Origin of the sequence: Streptomyces sp. NPDC060049, from assembly GCF_042736715.1 — a bacterium.
Classification (GTDB): domain Bacteria; phylum Actinomycetota; class Actinomycetes; order Streptomycetales; family Streptomycetaceae; genus Streptomyces.
Genome location: NZ_JBHWVV010000004.1, coordinates 294748 through 321590 on the forward strand (window position 1 = coordinate 294748; position 26843 = coordinate 321590).

Annotated in this window: 25 protein-coding genes; 14 read left to right on the top strand and 11 right to left on the bottom strand. The window is 71.8% G+C overall.

All coding sequences use genetic code 11. The features are described 5' to 3' along the window. Window positions 1–157 precede the first annotated feature (157 nt). The 10 genes from ACFWBY_RS09100 to ACFWBY_RS09145 all read left to right on the top strand — a co-directional run bounded on the left by ACFWBY_RS09100 (window position 158) and on the right by ACFWBY_RS09145 (window position 11869). Window positions 158–1741 (top strand): methylmalonyl-CoA mutase, encoded by a 1584-nt coding sequence (locus ACFWBY_RS09100; RefSeq protein WP_385344047.1) that lies wholly within the window; start codon window positions 158–160, stop codon window positions 1739–1741. A 98-nt stretch (window positions 1742–1839) separates the two neighbouring features. Beyond that, window positions 1840–2526 (top strand): leucine efflux protein LeuE, encoded by a 687-nt coding sequence (leuE, locus tag ACFWBY_RS09105; RefSeq protein WP_385344049.1) that lies wholly within the window; start codon window positions 1840–1842, stop codon window positions 2524–2526. Between the two features lie 243 nt (window positions 2527–2769). Further along, window positions 2770–4038 (top strand): amidohydrolase, encoded by a 1269-nt coding sequence (locus ACFWBY_RS09110; protein WP_385344068.1) that lies wholly within the window; start codon window positions 2770–2772, stop codon window positions 4036–4038. Window positions 4039–4256: 218 nt separating this feature from the next. Continuing rightward, the gene (locus ACFWBY_RS09115) at window positions 4257–5300 is read left to right on the top strand and encodes a BMP family protein (RefSeq protein ID WP_385344052.1); all 1044 of its coding nucleotides are present in this window, start codon (window positions 4257–4259) and stop codon (window positions 5298–5300) included. Window positions 5301–5527: 227 nt separating this feature from the next. Next, on the top strand, window positions 5528–7195 hold the full coding sequence (locus ACFWBY_RS09120) for an ABC transporter ATP-binding protein (protein WP_385344071.1): 1668 nt from the start codon (window positions 5528–5530) through the stop codon (window positions 7193–7195). Continuing rightward, complete coding sequence (locus ACFWBY_RS09125; RefSeq protein ID WP_385344054.1) at window positions 7192–8307, top strand: ABC transporter permease; 1116 nt, start codon at window positions 7192–7194, stop codon at window positions 8305–8307. The genes ACFWBY_RS09120 and ACFWBY_RS09125 overlap by 4 nt, the downstream gene beginning before the upstream one ends. Further along, window positions 8304–9569 (top strand): ABC transporter permease, encoded by a 1266-nt coding sequence (locus tag ACFWBY_RS09130; protein WP_385344057.1) that lies wholly within the window; start codon window positions 8304–8306, stop codon window positions 9567–9569. The genes ACFWBY_RS09125 and ACFWBY_RS09130 overlap by 4 nt, the downstream gene beginning before the upstream one ends. Then, the gene (locus ACFWBY_RS09135; RefSeq protein WP_385344060.1) at window positions 9566–9964 is read left to right on the top strand and encodes a cytidine deaminase; all 399 of its coding nucleotides are present in this window, start codon (window positions 9566–9568) and stop codon (window positions 9962–9964) included. The genes ACFWBY_RS09130 and ACFWBY_RS09135 overlap by 4 nt, the downstream gene beginning before the upstream one ends. A 129-nt stretch (window positions 9965–10093) precedes the next feature. Beyond that, a complete protein-coding gene (locus ACFWBY_RS09140; protein ID WP_385409640.1) occupies window positions 10094–11371 on the top strand; it encodes a thymidine phosphorylase in 1278 nt (425 codons plus the stop codon). 126 nt (window positions 11372–11497) lie between these two features. Continuing rightward, window positions 11498–11869 (top strand): STAS domain-containing protein, encoded by a 372-nt coding sequence (locus tag ACFWBY_RS09145; protein ID WP_385340907.1) that lies wholly within the window; start codon window positions 11498–11500, stop codon window positions 11867–11869. Here ACFWBY_RS09145 and ACFWBY_RS09150 read toward each other — a convergent pair. The 4 genes from ACFWBY_RS09150 to ACFWBY_RS09165 all read right to left on the bottom strand — a co-directional run bounded on the left by ACFWBY_RS09150 (window position 11756) and on the right by ACFWBY_RS09165 (window position 16775). Then, window positions 11756–12766, bottom strand: a complete 1011-nt coding sequence (locus ACFWBY_RS09150) for a sigma-70 family RNA polymerase sigma factor (RefSeq protein WP_385340905.1) — start codon at window positions 12764–12766, stop codon at window positions 11756–11758. The two genes, ACFWBY_RS09145 and ACFWBY_RS09150, sit on opposite strands and share 114 nt — an antisense overlap. 128 nt (window positions 12767–12894) lie before the next feature. Beyond that, a complete protein-coding gene (locus ACFWBY_RS09155) occupies window positions 12895–13863 on the bottom strand; it encodes an RNA-binding protein (protein WP_385340903.1) in 969 nt (322 codons plus the stop codon). Window position 13864: 1 nt separating this feature from the next. Then, on the bottom strand, window positions 13865–15358 hold the full coding sequence (locus ACFWBY_RS09160; protein ID WP_385340901.1) for a DUF402 domain-containing protein: 1494 nt from the start codon (window positions 15356–15358) through the stop codon (window positions 13865–13867). A gap of 88 nt (window positions 15359–15446) precedes the next feature. After that, window positions 15447–16775 carry an MFS transporter gene (locus ACFWBY_RS09165; protein WP_385340899.1) on the bottom strand — a complete coding sequence of 443 codons (1329 nt, stop codon included), beginning with the start codon at window positions 16773–16775 and terminating at the stop codon, window positions 15447–15449. A gap of 99 nt (window positions 16776–16874) precedes the next feature. Between ACFWBY_RS09165 and ACFWBY_RS09170 the strand changes: the two genes are divergently transcribed. Beyond that, a complete protein-coding gene (locus tag ACFWBY_RS09170; protein ID WP_385340897.1) occupies window positions 16875–17822 on the top strand; it encodes a LysR family transcriptional regulator in 948 nt (315 codons plus the stop codon). Here ACFWBY_RS09170 and ACFWBY_RS09175 read toward each other — a convergent pair. Together ACFWBY_RS09175 and ACFWBY_RS09180 are read right to left on the bottom strand one after the other, a co-directional pair. Then, window positions 17752–18942 carry a LuxR C-terminal-related transcriptional regulator gene (locus tag ACFWBY_RS09175; RefSeq protein ID WP_385409641.1) on the bottom strand — a complete coding sequence of 397 codons (1191 nt, stop codon included), beginning with the start codon at window positions 18940–18942 and terminating at the stop codon, window positions 17752–17754. The genes ACFWBY_RS09170 and ACFWBY_RS09175 overlap by 71 nt on opposite strands. A 364-nt stretch (window positions 18943–19306) precedes the next feature. Next, a complete protein-coding gene (locus ACFWBY_RS09180; RefSeq protein WP_385340893.1) occupies window positions 19307–20026 on the bottom strand; it encodes an alpha/beta hydrolase in 720 nt (239 codons plus the stop codon). A 114-nt stretch (window positions 20027–20140) separates the two neighbouring features. Between ACFWBY_RS09180 and ACFWBY_RS09185 the strand changes: the two genes are divergently transcribed. From ACFWBY_RS09185 to ACFWBY_RS09195, 3 genes are all read left to right on the top strand, one after another. Beyond that, window positions 20141–21289 carry an adenosine deaminase gene (locus ACFWBY_RS09185; RefSeq protein WP_385340891.1) on the top strand — a complete coding sequence of 383 codons (1149 nt, stop codon included), beginning with the start codon at window positions 20141–20143 and terminating at the stop codon, window positions 21287–21289. Between the two features lie 139 nt (window positions 21290–21428). Next, on the top strand, window positions 21429–21689 hold the full coding sequence (locus ACFWBY_RS09190; protein WP_385340889.1) for a hypothetical protein: 261 nt from the start codon (window positions 21429–21431) through the stop codon (window positions 21687–21689). A gap of 166 nt (window positions 21690–21855) precedes the next feature. Further along, entirely contained in the window at window positions 21856–22632 is a 777-nt protein-coding gene (locus tag ACFWBY_RS09195; RefSeq protein ID WP_385340887.1) for a hypothetical protein, read from the top strand. An 18-nt stretch (window positions 22633–22650) separates the two neighbouring features. Here the strand turns inward: ACFWBY_RS09195 and ACFWBY_RS09200 are convergent, their stop codons facing one another. The 5 genes from ACFWBY_RS09200 to ACFWBY_RS09220 form a co-directional block, all read right to left on the bottom strand. Further along, entirely contained in the window at window positions 22651–22860 is a 210-nt protein-coding gene (locus tag ACFWBY_RS09200; protein ID WP_385340885.1) for a PspC domain-containing protein, read from the bottom strand. A gap of 43 nt (window positions 22861–22903) precedes the next feature. Beyond that, entirely contained in the window at window positions 22904–23524 is a 621-nt protein-coding gene (locus ACFWBY_RS09205; protein WP_385340883.1) for a VanZ family protein, read from the bottom strand. 51 nt (window positions 23525–23575) lie between these two features. Beyond that, window positions 23576–24223 (bottom strand): PH domain-containing protein, encoded by a 648-nt coding sequence (locus tag ACFWBY_RS09210; RefSeq protein ID WP_385340881.1) that lies wholly within the window; start codon window positions 24221–24223, stop codon window positions 23576–23578. A 35-nt stretch (window positions 24224–24258) separates the two neighbouring features. Then, on the bottom strand, window positions 24259–24813 hold the full coding sequence (locus tag ACFWBY_RS09215; RefSeq protein WP_385340913.1) for a class F sortase: 555 nt from the start codon (window positions 24811–24813) through the stop codon (window positions 24259–24261). Window positions 24814–25952: 1139 nt separating this feature from the next. Then, the gene (locus ACFWBY_RS09220) at window positions 25953–26690 is read right to left on the bottom strand and encodes a hypothetical protein (protein WP_385340879.1); all 738 of its coding nucleotides are present in this window, start codon (window positions 26688–26690) and stop codon (window positions 25953–25955) included. Window positions 26691–26843 lie beyond the last annotated feature (153 nt).

The window sequence follows — 26843 nt, forward strand, 5'->3', positions numbered from 1 at the left end:
GCGGTCCCCCGATTTCTCTACGTGTGTATCTAGGTGATGCCTGGCGGGCGTGGACAGTTGCATGGAAGCCCGCGATGTTGCGCCATTGTGACCAGCGGCCGTCGCGGGGACGTTTTATCAGCCCCGGGCCCCTCGGAGCTACGAAGGAGCGCGGCACATGGACCGGCACACCGAGAGCGGCATCCCGATCGAGCCGGTCTACCGGCCGAGCGACTTGACGGACTGGAACCCGGCCGTCGAACTGGGTGAACCCGGGGCATACCCATACACCCGGGGTGTGTACCCCACGATGTACACCACACGTCCCTGGACCATGCGCCAGTACGCGGGCTTCGGTACCGCCACAGAGTCCAACGCCCGCTACCGCCAGCTCATCGAAGGCGGTGCCGCAGGCCTCTCCGTGGCCTTCGACCTGCCCACCCAGATGGGCCACGACTCCGACGCCCCGCTCGCGCACGGCGAGGTCGGCAAGGTGGGCGTCGCGATCGACTCGGTCGAGGACATGCGGGTCCTGTTCGACGGCATCCCGCTCGACCGGGTCTCCACGTCCATGACCATCAACGCGCCTGCCGCGCTGCTGCTCCTGCTCTACCAGCTCGTCGCCGAGGAACGGGGGATCGAGGCCGGCCTGCTCACCGGCACGGTCCAGAACGACGTGCTGAAGGAGTACATCGCCCGGGGGACGTACATCTTCCCGCCCGGCCCCTCTCTCCGGTTGACGGCCGACACCTTCCGCTACTGCCGGGCCGAGATGCCCAAGTGGAACACCATCTCCATCTCCGGCTACCACATGGCCGAGGCCGGGGCCTCGCCCGTGCAGGAGATCGCCTTCACCCTCGCCGACGCCATCGCGTACGTGCGCACCGCGCTGGCCGCCGGCATGGAGGTCGACGAGTTCGCGCCCCGGCTCTCGTTCTTCTTCGTCGCCCGCACCACCCTCCTGGAGGAGGTCGCCAAGTTCCGTGCCGCCCGTCGGATCTGGGCCCGTGTCATGCGCGAGGAGTTCGGGGCCCGGGACCCGAAGTCGCTGATGCTGCGCTTCCACACCCAGACCGCCGGGGTGCAGCTGACGGCGCAGCAGCCCGAGCTGAACCTCGTACGCGTCGCCGTGCAGGGGCTCGCCGCCGTGCTGGGCGGCACCCAGTCGCTGCACACCAATTCCTTCGACGAGGCGATCGCGCTGCCCACCGAGAAATCGGCCCGCCTGGCGCTGCGGACCCAGCAGGTGCTGGCGTACGAGACGGACGTGCCGCACACCGTCGACCCCTTCGCGGGCTCCTACGCGGTGGAGCGCATGACGGACGGCGTGGAGGCGGCGGCGCTCGCCCTGATGCGGCGGGTCGAGGAGCTCGGCGGGGCGGTGGCCGCGATCGAGGCCGGCTTCCAGAAGGGGGAGATCGAGAAGAACGCCTACCGCATCGCGCGGGAGACGGAGGAGGGCGAGCGGGTCGTGGTCGGGGTCAACCGGTTCGCGCTGGCCGAGGAGGAGCCGTACGAGCCGCTGCGGGTGGACCCGGCGATCGAGGACAGGCAGCGGGCGGCGCTGGCCGCGCTGCGGGCGGGGCGCGACGGCGCGGCCGTGACCGCGGCGCTGGGGGCGGTGCGGGAGACGGCGGCGGGCACGGGGAACGTGCTGTACCCGATGCGGGAGGCGCTGCGGGCGAGGGCCACGGTGGGCGAGGTGTGCGGAGCGCTGCGGGAGGTGTGGGGGACGTACGTGCCGGCTGATGCCACCTGGTGACCGGCCGTGACCAGGGGTGATGCCGGGGTTGGGGCTCCGTGTCCAGCCCGTGGAACCCGTTGGCGCGACAGGTGCGTCCTCATGGGACACTCCTGCACATGCTGGGTGTCACAGATCTACCGACGTATCTCGCCGGCCTCGTGCTGGTCATATTGCTGCCGGGCCCGAACTCGCTCTACACGCTGTCCGTCGCCGCGCGCGGCGGCGTCCGCGCGGGGTACAAGGCCGCCTGCGGCGTGTTCACGGGCGACGCCGTGCTCATGACGCTGGCCGCGGTCGGCGCCGGGGCCCTGCTCCAGACCAGCCCTATGCTCTTCGGCGTCGTCAAACTGCTCGGCGCCGGATACCTGACCTGGCTCGCCATCGGCATGCTGCGGGGCGCCTGGACGATGTGGCGGTCGAGGCACGACCGCGCGGCGGCGCCGGCCGGGACGCAGGACGGGGCGCATTCCGGGGAGCCGGCCCCGGCGCCCGGCACCGGCGGCGAGGTGGAGCGGCCCTACCGGCGGGCGCTGCTGATCAGCGTGTTCAACCCGAAGGCCATCCTGTTCCTGATGTCCTTCTTCGTGCAGTTCGTGGACCCCTCCTACGCCTACCCGGCGCTGTCCTTCCTGCTGCTGGGCGGCCTGCTCCAGCTCGGCAGCTTCCTGTACCTGACCACGCTGATCTTCGGCGGGACCCGTCTGGCGGCCGCCTTCCGCAGCCGCAAGCGGCTCTCGGCCGGTGCCGGCTCGGCGGCGGGAGTGCTCTTCCTGGGCTTCGCCGCCAAACTCGCCGTCAGCTGACGGAGGCCCCGGCGGGACGGGGCGCGCGCCCCGGCCGGGCCAACTCCCCGCTCCCGCCCCCGACGCGCGGAGACTTCCTGCTCAGGAGGCTCCACCGGCCGCGTGAGCGCGCGAGTTTACCCCCGGGCGCATCCGGTCATGCGTCCAGAGGCCGGGTTTCTTTCCCCTAACGGCATGAACTTTTCGTGATCTCCAGCCAGTTGACCCATGGGTGCGCCTAACCTTGAACGGGTGAACCAGTTGATGTCCCGCGAGTCCCAGACCGCCCTGCCCGGCACGCCCGACCGGCCCGAGCTGCCCGGCAAGCTTCCGGACCACCTGCGTGCCGAACTGATCGCCTTCCGCCGGGACTTGCACATGCATCCCGAGCTGGGACACCAGGAGTTCCGCACCACGGCGGCGATCAAGGCCCGGCTGGAGAAAGCGGGCCTGTGCCCGAAGGTGCTGAAGTCGGGCACCGGGCTCATCTGCGACGTGGGGACGTGGGACGGCGTCCGGCCGATGCTGGCCCTGCGCGCGGACATCGACGCCCTGCCCATCCCCGACGCCAAGACGCACGTCTCGTACCGCTCCACGGTCGCGGACCGCGCGCACGCCTGCGGCCACGACGTCCACACCGCCGTCGTCCTCGGCGCCGGCCTCGTCCTCGCGGAGCTCGACCGGCAGGGGATGCTGCCCCGGCCGGTGCGTCTGCTCTTCCAGCCCGCCGAGGAGGTCCTGCCGGGCGGCGCCACCGAGGCCATCGACTCCGGCGTGCTGGACGGCGTCGGCAAGATGATCGCCGTGCACTGCGACCCGCGCGTCGACGCGGGCCGGATCGGTCTGCGCAGCGGCCCCATCACCTCGGCCTGCGACCGGCTGGAGGTCACCCTCGCGGGCCCCGGCGGACACACCGCCCGCCCGCACCTGACCACGGACCTCGTGACGGCGGCCGCCCGGCTCGCCCTCGACCTGCCGGCCGTGCTGGCCCGGCGGATGGACGCCCGCTCGGGCATGTCGGTCACCTGGGGCCGGATCGAGGCCGGGCACGCCTGCAACGTCATCCCGATGCACGCGGAGCTGTCCGGAACCGTTCGGTGCCTGGACCTGAACTCCTGGCACGAGGCCCCGGACCAGATCCACGCGGTCATCGACGAGATCGCCTCGATGCACCGCGCCAAGTCGGAGATCACCTACGTCCGCGGGGTCCCCCCGGTCGTCAACGACCCGGTGGTCACCGAACTGCTGCGCGAGGCGATGAGCGCCCGGCTCGGCATCGACTCCGTCGAGGACACCGACCAGAGCCTCGGCGGCGAGGACTTCTCCTGGTACCTGGAGCACGTGCCGGGAGCCATGGCGCGCCTCGGTGTCCGTACCCCCGGTGACACGGCCAAGCACGATCTGCACCGGGGCGACTTCGATGTGGACGAGGCCGCGATCGGGGTCGGCGTGGAGTTCTTCACGGCGGCCGCCCTGCTCGACGCCAGGCCGCTCGAAGGACGGCGCGGCAGGCCAGTGGCGTCCGCGGGGTAGAAATCCTTACCGCATCGGCCGAAGATGCGGCGGGAGCGTCCGGCCCTTGGTACGCAAGGGCTGGGCGTGTCGCGAGTTACCGGCCGGTCACTGTCTGGTTCACGACGATCCGATAACGACTCATGAACGGGCCTTTAACTGACATCTACGCGCGTTACGATCGCGGCGAAACCAGCGCCGGTCGTGGCGCTTCGGTCAGGTTTTGAAGGAGCCTCCCCTTGCGCCGGATCACCAGGATCGCCACCGTGGGCATCGCGTCCGCGGCGCTGGCCCTCTCGGCCACCGCCTGTGGCGGTAAGAAGTCGTCGGACACCTCCTCCAAGGAGGCCGGCGCTGCCATCGCGTACGACGTCGGCGGTCGCGGCGACCAGTCGTTCAACGACGCCGCTTACGAAGGCCTGAAGAAGGCCGAGACGGATCTGCAGGTCAAGGGCGCCGAAGCGGAGCCCACCGATGGTGAGGGCGAGGCCGACAAGGTCCAGCGCCTCACCGAGCTGGCCCGCAAGGGCAACAACCCGGTCATCGGCGTCGGCTTCGCGTACGCCCCGGCCATCAAGAAGGTCGCGGAGAAGTTCCCGAACACCACGTTCGGCATCGTCGACGACACCTCGGTGACCGCGAAGAACATCGCCAACCTGGTCTTCGACGAGGAGCAGGGCTCCTACCTGGCCGGCGTCGCCGCCGCCAAGGTGAGCAAGACCGGCACGGTCGGCTTCATCGGCGGTGTCGAGACCCCGCTGATCAAGAAGTTCGAGGCGGGCTACGTCCAGGGCGTCAAGGAGACCAACCCGAACGCCAAGGTCCTGGTCCAGTACCTGACCCAGCCGCCGAACTACGACGGCTTCTCCAAGCCCGACCTCGGCAAGGCCGCCGCGCAGGGTCAGATCGACCAGGGTGCCGACGTGGTCTACGCGGCCGCCGGTCTGGCCGGTTCCGGTGCCATCGAGGCCGCCGCCGCCAAGGGCAAGTGGGCCATCGGCGTCGACTCCGACCAGTACAACCAGGCCGGTCTGGCGAAGTACAAGGACCACATCCTGACCTCGGTCACCAAGCAGGTCTCGCAGTCCGTCTACAACCTGATCAAGTCGGTCAAGGACGGCAAGCCCGAGAGCGGCGAGGTCCGCTACGGCCTGGACACCAACGGCGTCGGCCTGGCCGACTCCAACCCCGAGTACAAGAAGATGGCGGACGTCATCGCCGCGGTGGAGAAGGCCAAGGCCGACATCATCGCCAAGAAGATCACCGTCAAGACCACGCCGTAAGGCACCGTCTGACATGCGGTCAGCGTGACTCCGGGGTCCGGGAAGCGGTCTCTATCGCTCCCGGGCCCCGATACGTGTCACGTGGTTTCATGTGATCTTGTGGCCGTTGGCCGCAAGTTTTCACTTTCGACAGTGCTACGCGCGTAGAAGCATCGTGGACGCGATACCTTCTCTCCCCCGCCCTGTCCCCCCTGCCTCCGCTCCTTCCGCGCCAAGGAGAGTGCGTCATCAACGCGTCCAGCCCGCCCCCCGCCGTAGAACTGCACGGCATCACCAAGCGCTTCCCCGGCGTCGTCGCCAACAAGGACATCGCGATCACCGTCCGCAAGGGCACGGTCCACGCCCTCGTCGGTGAGAACGGCGCCGGCAAGTCGACTCTGATGAAGATCCTCTACGGCATGCAGAAGCCGGACGAGGGCACCATCGCCATCGACGGGGAACAGGTCTCCTTCCACAGCCCCGGCGACGCCATCGCCCGCGGCATCGGCATGGTCCACCAGCACTTCATGCTCGCCGACAACCTCACCGTCCTGGAGAACGTCGTTCTCGGCGGCGAGAAGCTCTACGGCATCGGCGCGAAGGCCCGCAAGAAGATCAAGGAGATCTCGGACGCGTACGGCCTCGGCGTGCGCCCCGACGCCCTGGTCGAGGACCTCGGCGTCGCCGACCGGCAGCGCGTGGAGATCCTCAAGGTCCTCTACCGCGGCGCGCAGATCCTCATCCTCGACGAGCCGACCGCCGTGCTCGTGCCGCAGGAAGTGGACGCGCTCTTCGACAACCTGCGCGGGCTCAAGGCCGAGGGCCTCACCGTCATCTTCATCTCGCACAAGCTGGGCGAGGTCCTGAAGGTCGCCGACGACATCACCGTCATCCGGCGCGGCACCACGGTCGGCACCGCCGACCCGCGCACGACCACGACCAAGCAGCTCGCCGAGCTGATGGTCGGCTCCGAACTCCCGTCGCCCGAGACCCGCGAGTCGACCGTGACGGACGTCGCGATGCTCGAGGTGGCGAACCTGACCCTCGCCGCGGCCGACTCCGTCGTCGCCGAGCCGGAGGTGATGGTGCCCGCGGCCCCCGCGGACTCCGCCACCCACGAGAAGGTCGAGACCGGTCGCCTCCTGCTGGACGACATCAGCTTCACCATCCACAAGGGCGAGATCCTCGGCATCGCCGGCGTCGAAGGCAACGGTCAGACCGAGCTGATCGAAGCACTCATGGGCATGGCCGCCGCCGACACGGGCGCGATCACGCTGGACGGCAAGGACATCACCAAGGACCCCGTCCGCAAGCGCCGCGTGGCCGGCATCGGGTACATCCCCGAGGACCGCCACCGCCACGGCCTGCTGCTGGAGTCCCCGCTCTGGGAGAACCGCATCCTCGGCCACGTCACCGAGGCCCCCAACTCCAAGCGCGGCATCCTCGACCCGAAGGCCGCCCGCGCGGACACCGAGCGGATCGTGCGCGAGTACGACGTCCGCACGCCCGGCATCGAGGTCACCGCGGCCTCGCTCTCCGGCGGCAACCAGCAGAAGCTGATCGTCGGCCGCGAGATGAGCCACAACCCGAAGTTCCTCATCGCCGCCCACCCCACGCGCGGTGTGGACGTCGGTGCGCAGGCGCAGATCTGGGACGCGATCCGCGAGGCCCGCCGCGAGGGCCTGGCCGTCCTGCTGATCTCCGCCGACCTGGACGAGCTCATCGGCCTGTCCGACACCCTGCGCGTCATCTACCGCGGCCGCCTGGTCGCCGACGCGGACCCCGCGACCGTCACCCCGGAGGAGCTCGGCACCGCCATGACGGGCGCCGCCTCCGGGCACCTGGAAGCCACCGACAACCACTCCGCCGCCGGTACGGACGCCCGTACCGACTCTCCGGAGGACGAGGCCCGATGAAGAAACTCGACAAGGACCGGCTGCTCCTCGGCTTCGCCGGACCCGCGCTCGCGCTGGTCACCGCCTTCGCGCTGACCATGGCCGTGCTGGGCGCGACGGGCATCAACCCGATCGAACCCCTGCGCCTGATGGTGGAGAACGCCGGTTACGAGGACGTCCAAGTCCTCATCGTGAACCAGGCGGGCACCTACTACCTGGCGGCCCTGGCCGTTGCCATCGGCTTCCGGATGAACCTCTTCAACATCGGCGTCGACGGCCAGTACCGCCTCGCCGCGATGATCTCCGCGGTGGTCGGCGCGGCCGTGACCCTGCCCGGTCCGCTGCACATCCTGCTGATCGTGGTCGTCGCCATGCTGACCGGCGCCTTCTGGGCCGGCATCGCCGGCGTCCTGAAGGCCAAGCGCGGGGTCAGCGAGGTCGTCTCCACGATCATGCTGAACGCCATCGCGACCAGTCTGATCGCCTGGCTGATCCTGCCGAAGAACCTCGGCGTCCAGCCCGCGGGCTCGAACGACCTGACCACCGGCGAGATCGCCTCGTCCGGCTGGTTCCCGGCCGTCTCGCTCGGCAACGGCCTGGAGATCTACGGCTTCACGTTCATCGCGTTCGCGCTGGGCATCGTCTACTGGTTCGGGCTGAACCGGACGCGCTTCGGCTTCGACCTGCGCGCCACCGGTGCCAGCGAGTCCGCGGCGCAGGCCTCCGGTGTGGACGCCAAGAAGATGATCATCACCTCGATGTTCATCTCGGGCGCCGTCGCCGGCCTCTCCGGCATGCCGCAGCTGCTGGGCGAGACCCACACGTACAACCTGTCCTTCCCGGTCGGCGTCGGCTTCACCGGCATCACCATCGCGCTGCTCGGGCGCAACAGCCCGGTCGGCATCTTCTTCGCCGCGTTCCTGATGGCCTTCATCGACAAGGCCTCGGCCTCGCTCGACCAGGCCGGGTACGCCAAGGAAATCGGCACGATCATGAAGGGCCTGATCGTGATCGCGGTCGTCGTGTCCTACGAGCTCGTCCGCCGCTACGGGATCCGGCGCCAGCAGCAGAAGGTCGGCGAGGAACTCGCCGCCGGCGGCGCCATCAAGACCGACAAGGAGGTCGCGGCGTGAGCACCAGCACCGTTTCCGCGACGAGCGCCGCCCCCAAGAAGCAGGGCGGCCGCAAGAAGCTCACCCTCCCGTGGATCATGCTGATCATCGCGGGCGGCCTCGCGCTGGTCTCGCTGGTCCGCCTGATCAGCGGCGCCGACGACCTGACCTCGATCGGCCAGGTCTCCGGAGCGCTCTCCCTCGCCGTGCCGATCGGCCTCGCCGGCCTCGGCGGCCTGTGGGCCGAGCGCGCGGGCGTCGTCAACATCGGCCTCGAGGGCATGATGATCCTCGGCACCTGGTTCGGTGCCTGGGCCGGCTACCAGTGGGGCCCCTGGACCGGCGTCATCGCCGGCCTGATCGGCGGCGCCATCGGCGGCCTGCTCCACGCGATCATCACGGTCACGTTCAACGTCAACCACATCGTCTCCGGTGTGGCCATCAACATCCTGGCGCTGGGCTTCACCCAGTACCTGTCGAACTTCACGTTCGCCGAGGCGCCCGGCGGCTCCTCCAAGCAGTCCCCGCGCGTCGAGCCGATCTACGAGATCACCGTGCCGGGATTGTCGGACTGGATGGCGACCCTCCAGGGCAAGCACTGGTTCTTCGTCTCCGACCTCGCGGGCGTCATCGGCGGCCTGGTCACCGGCCTGTCGCTGCTGACCGTCATCGCGCTGCTGCTGATCCCCGGCACCTGGTGGGTGCTGTGGCGCACCACCTTCGGCCTGCGGCTGCGCTCCTGCGGCGAGAACCCCATCGCCGCCGAATCGCTCGGCGTCAACGTCTACAAGTACAAGTACATCGCCGTGATCGTCTCGGGCGCCCTCGCGGGCCTGGGCGGCGCGTTCCTGTCGATCGTGGCCAGCCCGATCTACCAGGAGGGCCAGACCGGCGGCCGCGGCTACATCGGCCTCGCCGCGATGATCTTCGGCAACTGGATGCCGGGCGGCATGGCGCTGGGCGCCGGCCTGTTCGGCTTCACCGACAGCCTCAAGCTGCGCGGCGGTGCCGAGAACGTCCACGCGATGCTGCTCCTCATCGCCATCCTGCTCGTCCTGGTCGTGGCCTGGCAGCTCTACAAGAAGCGCTACGTCCCGGCCGGCGTCTCGGCGGTCTTCGCCGCGCTGCTGTTCCTCTGGTACGCGCTGACCGACTCGGTGCCCAGCCAGTTCGTGGACGCCGCCCCCTACCTGACGACGCTGCTCGTGCTCGCGCTGTCCGCGCAGCGCCTGCGGATGCCGAAGGCGGACGGCATGCCGTACCGCAAGGGCGAGGGCAAGTGACGACGGCGCAGAGCGTGGACTGGGAGGCCCTGCGGACGGCCGCGCGGGACGCCATGTCCCGCGCGTACGCCCCGTACTCCGGCTTCCCGGTCGGCGTGGCCGCGCTGGTCGACGACGGTCGCACCGTCGTCGGCTGCAACGTCGAGAACGCCAGCTACGGGCTCGCCTTGTGCGCCGAATGCGGTCTGGTCTCCTCCCTCCAGGCCACGGGCGGCGGCCGGCTGACGCACTTCACGTGCGTCGACGGAAAGGGCGAGATCCTCGTCCCGTGCGGGCGCTGCCGCCAGCTGCTGTTCGAGTTCGGCGGCCCCGGACTCCAGGTGGAGACGCCGGAGGGCGTCCTGCCGCTGTCCGCGATGCTGCCGCAGGCCTTCGGGCCGGACCACCTCAGGTAAGCAGACCTCGTGACGGCCCTTCCGCCCGTGTGCGGAAGGGCCGTTGCCCTTCCCACCTCTCTCATTCCCGTCTCTATGCGCGTAGAGTTTTCGGACGTACGCAGCACCGCCGGAAGGAAAAGCCACCTCATGGACGTCATCTCCGTCATCCGCACCAAGCGCGACCGAGGCGAACTGAGCCCCGAGCAGATCGACTGGGTCATCGACGCGTACACGCGCGGTGTGGTCGCCGACGAGCAGATGTCGGCGCTGGCGATGGCCATCCTGCTGAACGGCATGAACCGGGCCGAGATCGCCCGCTGGACCGCCGCGATGATCGCGAGCGGCGAGCGGATGAACTTCGACTCGCTCTCCCGCCCGACCGCCGACAAGCACTCCACCGGCGGCGTCGGCGACAAGATCACCCTGCCGCTGGCCCCGCTCGTCGCCGCCTGCGGCGCGGCCGTGCCCCAGCTCTCCGGCCGCGGCCTCGGCCACACCGGCGGCACCCTGGACAAGCTGGAGTCCATCCCGGGCTGGCGCGCGCTGCTCTCCAACGAGGAGATGCTGCACGTCCTGGACACCACCGGCGCGGTCATCTGCGCGGCGGGCGACGGCCTGGCACCGGCCGACAAGAAGCTCTACGCGCTGCGCGACGTCACCGGAACCGTCGAGGCCATCCCGCTGATCGCCTCCTCGATCATGTCGAAGAAGATCGCCGAGGGCACCGGCTCGCTGGTCCTCGACGTGAAGGTCGGCAGCGGCGCCTTCATGAAGAACATCGAGGACGCGCGCGAGCTGGCGCGGACCATGGTGGGCCTGGGCACCGACTCGGGCGTCAAGACGGTCGCGCTGCTCACCGACATGTCCACCCCGCTCGGCCTCACCGCCGGCAACGCCCTGGAGATCCGCGAGTCGGTGGAGGTGCTGGCGGGCGGCGGACCCTCGGACGTCGTCGAGCTGACCCTGGCCCTGGCCCGGGAGATGCTGGACGCGGCGGGCATCAAGGACGCCGACCCGGCGAAGGCCCTGGCCGACGGCTCCGCGATGGACGTCTGGCGCCGGATGATCGCTGCCCAGGGCGGCGACCCGGACGCGGCCCTGCCGGTGGCGCGCGAGCAGCACGTGGTCACCGCTCCCGCGTCGGGCGTGCTCACGCGGCTGGACGCGTACGGGGTGGGCGTCGGCGCCTGGCGCCTGGGCGCGGGCCGCGCGCGCAAGGAGGACCCGGTGCAGGCGGGCGCGGGCATCGAGCTGCACGCCAAGCCGGGTGACACGGTCGCCGCGGGCCAGCCCCTGATGACCCTGCACACGGACACCCCGGAGAAGTTCGACTACGCCCTCGCGGCGCTGGACGGCACCTTCGACATCGCCGCGGCGGGCACGTCCTTCTCGGCGACCCCGATCGTGCTGGACCGCATCGCCTGATCCCAGGCCCCAGTCCCGTCGGCGCGGCTCCCCGTCCGGAGCCGCGCCGACGTCTTTTCACCGGCCCGGCCGTGCCTTCCCGGGGCTCCGGCTCGCAGCGGTCACCGGCCCGTTCCGTGCGCGCCGATGATTTCCGGCAGGCCAGACAGTCATCCCCTCGTGGAGACCGAACGACTTGCACTGCCCGGACCCAGCCCGAACCGCCAGGACGCGGCGCGGCTCTGCGCACGACTGGCCCGGCTCTACGACGGCGGGGCCACCGCGGTGGTGTGCGACGCCGCCGCGGTGACCGCGCCGGGCCTGGCCGCCGCGGAGGCGCTGGCCCGGCTGCGGCTCACCGCCCGGGGGCGGGGAGCCTTCGCCGTGACCGGGGCAGGGCCCCCCTTACGCGCCCTGCTGGACCTCGTGGGTCTCGTCGAGCTGCTCGGGGAGCCCGAACAGCGGGAACCACCGAGCGGTGTCCAGGAAGGCGTTGAGCCCGACGATCTTCCCCTGTGAGACCTCCAGGACCTGCAGCGCCCACGGGGTCCAGCCCGGCCGCCCGTCCTCGCGCGGCCGGTACTGGCCGAAGGCCGGCATGCCGTTCGCCGTGGTCGGGAGCAGGCGCGAGCCCTTGCACCCGATGCCCTGGTTCAGGTGCCAGGCCGCGATGTCCTCATGGCCCTGGAGCCACAGGTCGTACGGCGGCATCGACAGGACCGCGTCCTCGTGCAGGAGGGCGGTGAGGCGGGTGATGTCGTACGCCTCGAAGGCGGAGAGGTACTGCTCCAGCAGCCGCGCCTGACCGGTGTCCAGCGGGTCCGCGGACTCGCTCTCGCGGACGCGGGTGGCGGCGAGCGTCGCGCGGGCCCGCTGCAGGGCGCTGTTCACCGACGCGACGGTGGTCTCCAGCAGTGCCGCGACCTCGTCCGCCTTCCAGGCCAGGACCTCGCGCAGGATGAGCACCGCCCGCTGCTTCGCCGGCAGGTGCTGCAGGGCCGCCACGAAGGCCAGCCGCACGGATTCCTTGGCCAGCGCCATCTCCGCCGGGTCTGCGGTCTGCGGCAGCACCCGCCCGTCCGGGACGGGCTCCAGCCAGGTCACCTCGGGCCGCTCGTCGAGTACGGCGGAGGCCTGGTGCTGGGGGGCGCTCAGGTCCATCGGACGAGCCCGCTTGTTCCCCGCGCTCAGCAGGTCGAGGCAGACGTTGGTGGCGATCCGGTACAGCCACGAGCGCAGGGAGGAGCGCCCCTCGAACTTCTCGAAGCTGCGCCAGGCCCGGATGTACGTGTCCTGCACGGCGTCCTCGGCGTCGAAGGAGGAGCCGAGCATCCGGTAGCAGTAGCCGGTGAGCTCGACGCGGTACTGGTCGAGCGCCGCGTCCAGCTCGGGCGAGAGGCCGGCGGTATCCGTCATGTCGCTTGATCCCCCAGGTAGTTCCCGATACTCCGGAAACTACCCGAGGGCTCTGACAACCGCAGCCCGGAAACGCTGCACGGCACGCGGCGGAAACGCTGCACGGCACGCGGCGGCGGGACGTTCACCTACAGCTGCCACCGGGCCCGCACCACACCGTCCGCATCCGGCAGCACGCCGGTGAACAGGGGGTCGTACTCGTCGGCGTACACCGCCAGCAGGACTGCGGCCCGGGCGCCGGCGAGCACCTCCGCCAGCTCCTCGCGGTCGTCCTCGTCGACGAGACCGCTGGAGATCCGGCCTTCCGCGTCCTCCCACACGCACTCGAGCGAGAACTCCTCGGGGAGCGCCGCGATCACCCCGGCGGTGTCGGCGGACAGCCCCGGCCAGACGTTCAGCCGTGCGCGCGGCGCGAGCCCGGCCCGCACGGCGTCGAGCGGTCTGCCGCCGCCGTCGATCCGGTGCCAGCGGGTGCCGGCGTACTGCTCCTCGATCAGGCCCGCCTCGCCGCGGGCCGCGCTCGCCCGCACCTGCTCCCAGAACCCCTCGTCCGCGGGTCGCAGCTCGTACGGGTCGTCGAACTCGGGATCGTACGGCGAGACCTCGATCGGCTCCGCGAAGATCCCGAGCTCCCGGGTGCGGGCCACGGCCGCCCCGCAGGGCGTGCGGGTGGCGACGTAGACGTACTGGTCCCACCCCACGTGCACGGCGAAGGCGCCTTCCGCTTCCAGCCGGCACCAGGCGCCGTGGTCGCGGAGCATGCCGCGTACGAGTTCCAGCGCGATCGGCACGGCCACGGGCGCGCCGTCGTGGAAACCGGTCAGGTCGTCCGGGAACAGCCCGGTCAGCCCGTTCCCGTCCACCGTCGCCTCCCGCCCGAAGTGCACGGACCCGGACCCGCCGCTGACCCGCGGTTCCCGCAGGGTGAGCAGCTCGATCCCGCTCTCCTCGGCGAAGGCCGCGACGGCTGCCAGGTACGCTGCCTCGACCGGCCCGTGGTCGCTGACGGAGTCCTCCGCCCCCTGGTAGGTCCCGTCGGGCGCCCGGTCGGCGGGGTCGTACTTGGTCACCCGGTACGCGTGGGGCAGGAACGGCACGTCAGTCCTCGTCTTCAGTCGCAGGGGGCGCTTCGGCAAGCGCTTCGTCCGGGGCGTCGTCCGGGGCTTCGTGCGGCGGGATGGTCCACCGCAGGACGGCCTCACCCGCCCGCTCCTCCAGCGTGACGGGATACACCTGCCCGTACGCCCGCTCTCCCCGGTGCCGCACGGAGTGGTCCCCGGCGTCCCACCCGAGCCCGAGCACGCGGCACCCGCCGACCTCGACGACACCGGCCAGGACGGGGTGGCCCCAGCCGGCGCGCCGGAGGCGGTGGTAGTCGGTGTGGGCGTCCGCCGCGACCGTCAGGCCGTGGCCCGGGCCTTCACGGACCCACTCCTCCATGCGCCCGGCCAGGGCCCGCGCCTCGGCGAGCGGGAGGTCGAGGAACCCGCGCGGTCCGGAGCCGTCGGGGTGCTGCGCGGTCGGCCCGCCGCCGAACACCGCGTGGGCGTCTAGCGCGTACCGGCCCCAGTACGTGACGTCGGCCAGCCCGTCCACGGACTCGCCGCTCATGCCTTCGAAACCGTCGAACGCCCGGGCGTCGCCCAGGACCATGCCGCAGCGGTCGACCGGGAGGTCGCCGAGCGGGACGGGGCCGGCTCCGTGGGCGGCGTGGTCCCAGGGGAGTCCGAGGGATATCTCCAGGGACGAGATCACCGGTCGGCCCTCGAAGGGGGAGGGCGCGGTCCGGGCCCGCACCGGCAGCGGCCGGTCGGCGGCGGCCCGGACGGCGACCGCCTCGTACCCGTACGGCTCGGGCCCTTCGGCCCCTCCGTCGTGGAGGTGGCCGCCGCCCGCCGCCGCCACCGCGAAGGCGCTCCGGGAGCGGGGCGGGGCACCGTCCTGACGCTGGTCGATCCAGCCGGCCTTGCCCAGCACGAGCACGCCCGAGGGGGCGGTGACCGGCCCGAGGGGCAGTTCCGGGAGCTCCGGGAGGGTCCAGGAGGCGGGCGGGCGGAAATCGCACCACGTGCCGTCGAAGGGGTACGAGGCCGCTTCGACGAGAGCGGCCACGCGGACGCCCTCCGCGCGTATGGCGGCCGCCTCGGACGGGCTCCAGTACACCGGGTGGCCCGTCTTCGCGGCGAAGGACTCCTCGTCCTTCCACTCCCACGCCCGGTCCGGGGCGACCGTGATGTCCAGTTCCTGGTCGGTCACGTGGATGTCCGTGCCGGCCCGGGCGCGGGATTCGAGGTTGACGTACCAGCCCCGGAACTCCTGGTCCTGCGTGAAGGTCCACCACACCGCGTGCCCGGCTCCGGCCGGCTGGAGGATCAGCGCGCCCCCGCGCCGCCACCGGCTCGCCCGCAGCGGGTACGAGCCGCCCGGCGGCAGGTCCCGCAGGTGCGTGCCGGGAGGGAGGAGGGCGCGCCACACCGGCGTGGCCGGGGCGATCCACAGCAGCAGGCCGTCGGCGCGGTCCTCCACGACGCGGGCCGGACAGATCATGCTGACCGTGTCACCGAGGATCAGGTGAAAGTTGACTGTGGGCATGACCGGCGATCATGCCATCCGTGTCCCGCAGCGTCCCCGGCCGCTCCCCGACGGGTCAACGCCGCGTCCCCGGCCGCTCCCCGACGGGTCACCGGGCGGGCAGCGCCGCCGCGTGGGCCGCACGGGCCGCGTGGGACCCGTACAGAGTGATCGAGACGACGCCGACGACCGCCAGCAGGGCGATGCCGACCGTGGCCGCCCAGCCCGCCGAGTGGTAGGCGAGGGCGCCGAGCGTGCCGCCGGCGCTGGAGCCCGCGTAGTACGCCGACTGGTAGAGCGCGGAGGCTTGAGCGCGGCCCGTCCTCGCCGTACGGCTGACCGCCGCCGAGGCCACGGCGTGTCCCGCGAAGAAGCCCGCGGTGATCAGGACCAGGCCCAGCAGGATCGAGGCGAGCGAGTCCGCGAGGGACAGGAGCAGGCCCAGCGCCGTCGTGGTCACCGCCAGGTAGAGCGCGCCGCGCCGGCCCGTGCGGGCGACCAGCTGCCCGGCGGCCGCCGAGGAGACCGTACCCACCAGGTAGATCAGGAAGATCGAGCCGATGACGCCCTGCCCGAGGGAGAACGGCTCGTCCACCAGCCGGTAGCCGATGACGGTGTACACCGCCCCGAAGACGGTCATGAACAGCGCGCCGATCCCGTACAGCCGCAGCAGCAGCGGGTCGCGGAGGTGACCGGCGACGGTACGCCCCACCGCCCGCGGGTTCAGCGACGCCGGCCGGAAGAACCGGGCCCGGGGCAGGAGGACCAAAAAGGCCGCCGCGCAGGCCAGCGACATCAGGCCGACGGCCAGCAGCCCGGCGCGCCAGCCCCACACCTGGGCCGCCCAGCCGGTGACGAGGCGCCCGCTCATGCCGCCGATGGAGTTGCCCGCCACGAACAGGCCGATCGCGGCGACCAGGGCCTTCGGCTTGACCTCTTCCGCCAGGTACGCCATCGCGGAAGCCGGGATGCCGGCGATCGCCGCGCCCTGGACGGCGCGCAGCGCGATCAGCCACTCCAGGTTCGGCGCGAGGGGCACGAGGAGGCCGAGGCCGACCGCGACGGCCAGCGAGCAGGCCATCATCCGGGTCCGGCCGAAGCGCTCCGAGAGCGCGCTGAGGGGCAGGACGAAGAGCGAGAGGGCGCCGGTCGCCGCCGAGACCGTCCAGCTGGCCTGACCCGCCGTCACGCCGAAACCGGCGGAGATCGCGGGCAGCAGTGCCTGGGTGGAGTAGAGGAGGGCGAAGGTGGCCAGTCCGGCGGCGAAGAGCGCGAGGCTCAGACGGCGGTAGCCGGGGCGGCCGGGCGCGTGCGCTTCGACGGCGGCCGCCACGGAGGCGTGCGCTTCGACGACCGGTGCTTCGGTGGCAGGAGCATCGGGAAACGACGAGGTGGAGGCACCCGCGGTGACGGGTGCCCCGGTATGAGCGGGAGGCATGTGTACGACGGTAGAGCCGCCCCTTTCATGCGTCCAATGCACAGATTCGCGATAATCGATCCATCCCCGCATCACCACAGGTCAGATGGGTGCGTATCGATGAGTCGTTACGAAGAAGACATGGCCGTGACACACGCGCTGGCCCCGCGCCTCGTGTACTTCGTGGCCGTCGCCCGGCACGAGCACGTCACCCGGGCCGCCCAGGAGCTGGGCGTTCCCCAGTCCACCCTGTCGCGGGCGATGGTCCGGCTCGAACAGGACCTGGGCGTCACGCTGTTCGCCCGCAAGGGACGCGGCGTCGCGCTCACCACCGCCGGCCGCACCTTCCTCGCTTCCGCGGAGCGCTCGCTGGCCGAGATCGCCCGCGCCGCGGGCTCCGTGCAGCAGGACGCCGACCCGGCGTTCGGCAAGGTCGCCTTCGGTTTCCTGCACACCCTGGGCTCCGAGACCGTGCCGGGCCTGATCAGGGCCTTCCGGGCCGACCACCCGGGCGTACGGTTCTCCCTCGTCCAGAACTACGGCGAAGCCATGCTGGAGCGGCTGCGCGCCGGCGACCTCGACCTCTGCCTGACCTCGCCGCTGCCCGACGCCCCCGACCTGGTGGCCCGCCGCCTGGACGAGCAACGGCTGCGCCTGGTGGTCCCCGACGACCACCGCCTCGCCGGCCGCAAGCGGATCCGTCTGGCCGAGGCCGCCGAGGAAACCTTCGTCACCCTGGAGCCCGGCTACGGCCTGCGCCGGATCACCGACGACCTGTGCGCCGAAGCCGGGTTCACGCCCCGGGTCGCCTTCGAGGGGGAGGAGGCGGAGACCCTGCGCGGGCTCGTCGCCGCCGGACTCGGCGTCGCGCTGCTGCCGCCGCCCGCCGTGGCCCGGCCCGGGGTGGTCGAGCTGACGGTCACCGCCCCGCGCGCGGTCCGCGAGATCGGGGTCGCCTGGCTGGACGGACACCCGGACACACCGCCGGTGGCGGAGTTCAAGCGGTTCCTGCTGTCCCGTCGGGGCCGGCTGATCCCGGAGCTCGCGGATCCCCGCCCGGACGCGTGAACGGAGCCCCGACCGCCGCACCCGGGCCCGAGGTACCAGGGCCCGGCGCGCCCGCGCCTGCCGCGCCGCCTCCCGGCGCGCCCGCGCCTGCCGCGCCGCCTCCCGCCGCGCCGACCGCCGCCGCCGCCGAGAGCAGGAACCCCGCCTGGAAGCGGGACTTGGCGCCCACCGCGCGCATGACCTCGGCGATGTGGCGCTGACAGGTCCGCTCGGACATGCCGAGCCGCCGCGCGATCACCTTGTCCTCCAGACCCTCCGCGAGGAGCCGGACGATGGTCTGGCGCAGTTCCTCCGAGATGGAGCGGGCCTGATCCGGTCCGACGGTGGTGCCGAAGGGCTCCGCCTGGGCCCAGGAGCGCTCGAAGGTCTGCACCATGAAGTGCACGACGTTCGGCTCGCGCACCACCATCGCGGCCTTGTCGTCGTCGCGGACCTCCAGCAGGCCGGTGTGCTGGTCGACCACGATCATCCGCATCAGCCCGTCGCCGACGGTACGGACCTGCGAGCCGAGCGCGGCCACGCGCTCGACGTAGGCGGCCGTGGGCCGCGAATAGCGGGCGGTGTGCTGGTAGATCGTGCGCAGCCGGACGCCCCGGGCCAGCATCGCCTCGTCCCGGACGACCGCCTGCTCCAGGATCTCCGGGGACCGGCCGCCCCCCGGGTGGCAGGTCAGCACCTCGTCTTCGGCGGAACCGATCAGCTCGCGGATCAGGTTCTGCAGCGCGGTCCGGTCCGTGACCAGCTCCAGACCGTTCACGCCGTCCCGGTCGCGCTGGGAGCTGCCCGCCTCGTACTGGGGGATCAGCGACTCCAGCCGGGCGCGCAGCCGGTCCATCTCGTCGTGGGTCTCGCGCACCCGCACGGCCAGCGGTGCCAGCGTGCGGGCGGTGGCGGCCCGAGGGGACACGGCGCTCCAGCGAAGCTCCCGCACGGTGCCGTCGCCCTGGGTCTGGGGGTGGGGTTGGAGCAGGTGGGCTGCCGCGAGCTCGGCGACGGCGGCCGCGGCGGGTCCGCCGAGGGCCTCGGCGGCCTCCGCCTCGGTGAAGGTGTGCCGCTCGGCCGCGTACCCGTAAAGCCGCAGGGCCACGGGGCTCAACTGCTCCGCTTCATCCGCTGGCATGTGCATATTCGTCCCGGCCCGTACCGATTCGTAAACCCCTCGTGTTCCCGCAAGGCATCAAGACGATGCCTCTGGATCTTCGTGAGCTTATGTCGAACCGGCACAGTGGTACCACGGCGTTCTCGGGGGAGGGCGCGGGCGTCATTGGGTCCGCGCTTCGCCGTCACGGCGTCGCGCCCGCTCGCGGGCGCGTGCCTCCGGTGGTCGCGCCGGACGCGCCCGTGCCGTCCGACCGTGAGGGGACGGCGCGGCCGGCACGGACGGCCCGCGCGACCACCGGAACACCCGGCCGGCCGCCGGCCCGGCGCGAACGCTCCGCCGGCCCCCCCTCGCGCGGCCCGCCGGCGAGAGCCGCAGAGACGGCTCAACCGCGCAGCGAGCGTCCGTAGCCGGAAGCCAGGGGCATCCGAAGGCCCAGCGGTGGCGGAGCCGCCAGCGCGTCGGTGACCGGGCGGGAGTACCGGCCGGAGAACACTGAGCCCATGACGAAGTCCACGGACAGGGCGACGACTTCCGCCTGGTGCTCGCGCAGCCCGTGCCCGTCGGAGTGCACCTCGAAGCGGCACGTCGTGCGGTTGGCCTTCTTCGCCCGGGCCGCCAGCCGGAACGAGAGCTCCGGGTCGCTGCGCGCGTCGTTGGTGCCGTGCACGATGAGCACCTGTCGGCCCGACAGCTGCCTCACCGGTTCGGGGGAGTCCGTGGCTGACGGGTACGCCAGCGAAGGTGCCAGCGCCAGAACGGAGTTGACGGCGTCGTGGCCGGCCGCGGCAAGCGCCGCCCGCCCGCCCGCGTCGTATCCGGCCAGGCACACCGGCACGTCCCCGTACCGGCGGACCACCTCGTCCGCCGCCCATTCGGCGTCCGCCTCGCGGGCGCCCCCGCCGTGGACGACCTGGTGCGTGACCAGCCCGTCCGCCGCTCCCGCGCGGGCCAGCGCCCGAGCGAGCGGGCGCACCGGACCGGGGGAAAGTCTGGACGCTCCGGGAAGCAGGATCACCACACCGCTGACCGTGGGGACCGAGCCGGTCGCGCCTGCCGCCCGCCCCAGGCGGGCCCCGCGCGCCGACGGCGCATGCTGTGCCATGACGGAACAGTCTCAGACGCCGAGGTGTACGCCACCCGTCCGCGCGGTCACTGTTACATATCGGGTCCCCGCACCGTCTCACCGCTCTACGCGCGTAGGAGCTAGAGTGCGCAGATGACGAGCGAGACCCCCAACCTGCCCACCCCGGATCAGATCCGCCGCGCCCCGAAGGTGCTCCTGCACGACCACCTCGACGGTGGCCTGCGCCCCGGGACCATCATCGAGCTGGCCCACAAGGTCGGCTACGAGAACCTTCCCGAGACCGAGGCCGACAAGCTCGGCACCTGGTTCCGGGAAGCCGCCGACTCCGGCTCCCTCCCGCGCTACCTGGAGACGTTCGCGCACACCTGCGCCGTCATGCAGACGAAGGAGGCCCTCTTCCGGGTGGCCTCCGAGTGCGCCCAGGACCTGGCCGAGGACGGCGTCGTGTACGCGGAGATCCGCTACGCGCCCGAGCAGCACCTCGAAGCCGGCCTGACCCTCGAAGAGGTCGTCGAGGCGGTCAACGAGGGCTTCCGCGAGGGCGAGCGCCGCGCGCGGACCAACGGCAACCGCATCCGCGTCGGCGCGCTGCTGACCGCGATGCGGCACGCCGCCCGCGCGCTGGAGATCGCGGAGCTTGCCAACCGCTACCGCGACAACGGCGTGGTCGGCTTCGACATCGCCGGCGCCGAGGCCGGTTTCCCTCCCACCCGCCACCTCGACGCCTTCGAGTACCTCAAGCGCGAGAACAACCACTTCACCATCCATGCGGGCGAGGCCTTCGGCCTGCCGTCGATCTGGCAGGCGCTCCAGTGGTGCGGCGCCGACCGGCTCGGGCACGGCGTGAAGATCATCGACGACATCGAGGTCGCCGAGGACGGCTCCGTGACGCTGGGGCGCCTGGCCTCCTACGTCCGGGACAAGCGCATCCCCCTGGAGATGTGCCCGACGTCGAACCTCCAGACGGCCGCTGCCGCCTCGTACGCCGAGCACCCGATCGGCCTGCTGCGCAAGCTGCACTTCAGGCTGACCGTCAACACCGACAACCGGCTGATGAGCGGCACCAGCATGAGCCGCGAGTTCGAGCACCTGGTGGACACCTTCGGCTACTCGCTCGAGGACATGCAGTGGTTCACGGTCAATGCGATGAAGTCCGCGTTCATTCCTTTCGATGAACGGCTGGCCATGATCAACGACGTGATCAAGCCGGGCTACGCGGAGCTCAAGTCGGAATGGCTGTTCCGTCAGACCGCTTCCACCAGCGGTTCTGTCTCGGCCTAGGCCATGGCATGACGGACTGAAAGTGCCCGGGAGGAGCAATTCCCGGGCACTTTCTCATATTTGATGATGTTTGCGGGCGAGGGTTTGACGTGACTAGTTTGCGGAGCCGCTCATTTCCCCGTCGCAAGGACGATCCTTCATGAAGCAGTCAGCTGCCAAGACCCTCGGTGTCGCCGCTCTCGGTGCCGCCTTCGCCGCCGCCGCCGCCGGGACCGCCTCGGCCGCCGTTCCCGCCGTCGGCCTCGGAGACGCGCTGGGCGCCGTCCAGGGCCTCACCAGCCAGCAGCAAGTGAGCGCCGAGGAGGGCCAGCAGGCCCCCCAGGCCACCGACCCGGCCGCCGCGCTCGGCACGGTGACCGGTCTGCTCGGCGGTCTGCCGACCAGCGGCCTCGGCGCCTGATCCGCTCCGGAACCCCCCACGGATTCGTACGGGATCCGCACGGGATTCGCACGCACGCCCGCGCGGCGCACACCTCTTCGAGCAGGTGTGTGCCGCGTCGCGGCATGTGCCAGGATCACCGCCAACTGCCCGCCACACCCCTGGGTATGAGGTCTCGATCATGCGCATGAACGCACGAACGGCCGCGGCCGCGCTGCTCCCCGCTCTGCTGCTCGCGGCAGTGGGCTGCGGCAGTACGAACACGCCCGCACCCGGCAAGTCCCCGGACCCGAAGGGCTCCGCGAGCGCACCCGGCGAGACCGCGCCGGCCGGATCCTCGGCGGGAGCGGGCTCCGCCGGATCCACGGGGTCCTCCGCCGCGCCCCCGCGGGCCGGCAGCAAGCTGGAGCGATCGGCCCTGGAACAGGGCGACCTGGCCGGCTATCAGATCTCGGCGAACGCCAAGAACCCCGCCGCTCCCGACGGACAGCCGCAGTCCGACCGCAAGGCCTGTCAGCCGCTCGCCGACATCATGGGCGACAAGCCGGACCCGGCGGCGCGCGAGACCGTCAACCGGGGCGTCGGCTCCCAGAAGCAGATGGGCCTCGCCGTCTCCGCCTCCGTCAGCTCCTACGCCGCGTCCGACGCCAAGGGGCTGATCCGCCGGCTCAAGGACGCCGTCGCCGCCTGCGGCACGGGCTTCACCGCCACCGTGGAGAAGCAGAGCGGCGTCTACCGCGACGTGAAGGCGGCCGACTACGCGACCGGCGGTGACGAAAGCGTCAGCTGGACCACCACCGCCTCCGCCGAGGGCGCTTCCGCACAGGTGCACTTGGTCGTCGTTCGCCAGGGTGACACCGTCGCCCGCCTCATGGCCCTCAACGTGACGGGGAGCCGCCAGGCGCCCCAGGTCCCGCACGAGGTCACGGACAAGCAGCTGCAGAAGGTCCGCGCCGCCCGCTGAACGCCGTGCTGTCCGCGGCTACCAGCCGGCGGTGCCGGACGCGCTCGTCTTGTCGTTCGGCAGGAGCACCCACAGCGCCAGGTAGATCAGGAACTGCGGGCCGGGGAGCAGGCACGAGACGACGAAGATGGTGCGCATCGTGTTCGCGGATATTCCGAATCGACGCGCAAGACCGGCACAGACTCCGCCGATCCATCGTCCGTCACGGGGGCGGGCAAGGGCGCTCATGGTCTCTCCTCAGTCCTTTCGCGGGAAGTTTTCCCGCGATGCCTCAATACTCCCGCTGAACCACGGAGAGAACGTCGGTCCAGGGGCCGAGCCCGACCCTGGGAATTCTCGGGGTCGCGCCCTGAGATCCGGCCCGGGGGCCGGTGAGGGAGGGGGTCCCGGCGCCCCGCGGGGAAACGGCAGCGGTCCGGGACCGGCGCAGCCTGCCCCGCAGTGCCGGTACGACGACCACGTGCGCGAGCATCACGCCGAGGGTGTTCAGCAGCACCGAGTCCACGTCGACCACCTGCCCCGGGACCGCGGTCTGGAGCAGCTCCACGCCGACCGACACGAGCGCGCCCGCGGCGGCCGTCCGGGCGAGCGAGGACCAGGCCGCCAGCGGCGACAGCCGCACGCGCCCGCCGAGCAGCGGCAGCAGCACCCCGAGCGGGGCCAGCAGGGCCAGCCCCCCGCCGATGCGCCGGGCGGCCTCCAGGGGGCCGGCGGACAGGTCCGCCCGGATCCCCTCCAGCGGGGTCAAGTTGGCGGCGGCCGCCCAGGGCACGTCCAGTGGGCGCAGCATCAGCCAGCCGACGAGGAGGAGGTGAGCGGCCAGCAGGACCCTGGCGAGAAGCCGGATCCTCAGGAGATGAGCGGCGCTGCCGCTGCCCTTGAGACGGTGCACACCCGGGAGGACGCGCCCTGCGGTGCCCGCGGTTCCGGGGGAAAGGCCCGGTCAGCCCGTGGCGAGCAGCACGATCAGGATCAGCGCGCCGATCACGGCGGGCGCGATGATCTCGTACGACCAGGTGACCTTCACGCTGCCCTGGGCGCCGGCCCGCGAGGCGCCGCGCTCGTGCAGTTCGCGCAGTTCGTCCACGGTCTGGTCCGCCGCGGCGCGGCGCACCCCGTCCGGCTGCGTCCCGCCCTGCCCGGGCGGTGTCATGCTCCGGCCCAACAGTCCGCCGAGCCTGCTGGGCCCGCCCTGCTGGGCCCGGTTCGCCCGCTTGCGGTCCCGCAGGGAGACGGGCACCGACCACAGCTGGTACTTGGTGCCCTCGGCCCGCACCTCGGTGGAGAAGGTGGCGCGCACCGAGTCGACGGCGCCCCAGGGGAGCTCGATGATCCGGAACGGGTTGCGCACGCGCAACCGGTCGGCGTTGGCGAAGACGGCCGGCCGGATCGTGAACGCCACGACGAGCGGTACGAGGAACAGCGCGACGGCGAGGCCGATCCAGGGTGCGTTCCCGCTGCCGCGTACGACGGCGTCCCCGCAGAGCCACACGAGCAGTGCGAGCATCAGCACGCCCGTGACGGTGGCCATGGGTGAGCGGTAGACACGGTCTGCGTACGCCGGCTCGTCGGTGGGCTGCTCGCTGCTCATGCGCCGATTCTGCCTCACTGTGCCGCCTGGGTGGATCAGCCCACGAGATCGGCATACAAGATGATGTTGTCCGGGCGGTGGCCGTCCGTGATCTCGCCGCCGCAGGTGATCACGCGCAGCTCGGGGCGCGCGGTGTCCCCGTACACCTTCGCGGTGGGGAAGCTCTTCTTGTCCACCTGCTCCAGCTCGCGCACCCGGAAGACCGCATCGGTGCCGTCGGCCCGGGTCACCGTGATCTCGTCGCCCGTGTGGACGCGGGAGACGTCGCGCAGGACGGCCGGACCGCGAGCGGTGTCGAAGTGGCCGATCAGCACGGCCGGACCGGTCTCGCCGGGCGTGACGCCCTTGGTGTACCAGCCGATCTTGTCCCCGTCCGCCACGGAGGGCACCTGCACCGAGCCGTCGGCGGCCAGCCCCAGCCTGAGCACCGGCGAGGTGTCCACCCCGGCGGAGGCGATCCGTACGCGCACCGGCTCCGAGGCGGCCAGCGGTGCGGCGGGCGCGGCGGCGGCCGGCGCCGGAGCGGTTGCCGGGGCGGCGGAGGTCTCGGCGGCGATCTCGGCCCCGGCGGCCACCGGACCCTTCGGCACCACCGTCGTCTGTCCCGCGCTCTGCGGCTTCGCCGGGGCCGGGGCGCCGGGCTTCACCACCGGCTTGGTGTCGGTGAACTCGTAGCTCGGCTTGCACCCCTTGGGAAACGCGGGAAAGGAAGCCCGGCCGAACGGGGTGGAGCCACCCTGGGTCTTCCACTCGAGGACGGGCGCGGCGCCGCTGGGGTTCAGGATCCGGACGACAATGCCCGCAGAGTCGGGCAGCGCGGGGTGGGCGCGATCCAGGGTGGTCCAGGCGCCGTCGTCGCCGGAGTGGAAGAGAACGGCCTTCGGGCCGTTCTCGGTGACGTACAGCTCGGCACGCACGCCCGCGCCCAGCGGCTGCCCCTTCGGCCCCACCCTGCAGTCCGTGCTGGGCTTGCCCGCGGGCAGCGGGTAGGACTTGGCCACCCCGTCCTTGGTGGTGACGACGAGCACGGGGTCGGCGGTCGCGGCCTTGGTCAGCTCGAGCTTCAGGCCGTCGACCGTGTCGGAGGGCAGGGTCCGGTCCAGCTTCGTCAGGACCCGGAACATGTAGTTGTCGCCCGGCTTCCAGTCGGGGCCGACCACGCGGATCCAGGCCTCGGGGCCCTCGTCCTTGTTGCGCAGCACCGCGACCAGCCCCTGGCCGATCGCGACGGCCCGGCCCTCGTAGCGGTCGTTGTCCGAGGCGGACTTCGTCTGCGGCACGGCGGTGACCGGTGCGGCGAAGGCGCTGCCGGCGGCCGGCATGAGCATCGCGCCCGCGAGGGCGGCGGTGACGATCGAGGTGCGCAGGGCGAGGGCGGTACGCATAACGACTCCTGGAGCGTGGTCGGGCGGAAGGGCGGAGGAGAGTCGCATGCCGCGTCGAGTCTGTTCGGTCTCTTTCGGCCGGGTCAGGTGTGGCGGGCTGCTGAGGACAAATCTATGGATCTTGTTCGGCCGGACGATCCGCCTCCTGTCATGGCCGCGTAACGGTCGAACGCATGTCGGAACGGAGGTGCCGATTCCATGCCGGACGCCCCGGAACCGGGGGAGGAGGCCGATGGCTCCCGGGAGGCTCGGGGAGGCTCGGTGAAAGCCTCGGGAACGACCTTCGGCGGGCCACCGTGGAGGTAGCCCGCCGAGGGGGGAGCGAGGCGTCCGGGAGGGGGGAATCAGCCGCGGGCGCGGGTCTTGCGGGCGCGGACCATGAACGCGGTGCCCAGCCCGGCGAATATCGCGACGAGACCGGCGCCGGCGGCCGCGGTGGTGCTGTCGTCGGTGTCCGCGGCGGCGAGCTCGGCGCCCGCGGCGACGGGGCCCTTGGGGACGACGGCCGTCTGCGGCTTCACGTCGGTGGTGGGCGCGACGGCCGCCTTGGCGGAGGGCGCGGAGGGCGCGGAGGGCTTGGCGGTGGGCTTGACGCTGGGCGCCGCGGACGGCTTGACGCTGGGCTTCGTGGACGGCTTGGTGGCCGGCTCGGCCTTCGGCAGCAGGTAGAAGCCGTCGGAGGCGCCCTCGCCCAGCACACGGACGTTGAGCCCGTAACGGCCGTCGTTCGTCTTGGTGAGGTCGTACTGGGTGCCCTCGACCACGGCGCGGGGGTGGGAGGGGTCCAGCTTCGCCAGCACGCGGCCCGCCCAGCCGTCGCCCGGCTTCCAGTCCGCGGCCACGGCGCGGATCCAGGCCTCGGGGCCCTCCGACTTGTTGCGCAGCACCGCGATCCGGCCCTTGCCGACGAGGACGCTCTCACCGTCGTAGCGGTCGTCGTCCGACGTGTTCGCGGCCACCGGCACGGACGTCACGGCCGGTACGGAGGAAGCGGCGGGCGCCGCGAGCGCGGTCGCGGCGGGCGCCAGCAGCGCCCCGGCGAGGGCGGCGGTGACGATCGAGGTGCGGAGGGCGGTACGCATAACGACTCCTTGGAGCATTGTGTCGGAAGGGCGGGAGAGTCGCATGCCGCGGTGTCGCTGTCGGGGTTTCGTCCGGATCAGGTCTGCGGGGCTGCTGATGAGAAATCTACGGATCATGATCGGTCGGAAGGTGGGATTCCTGTCATGGTCGGG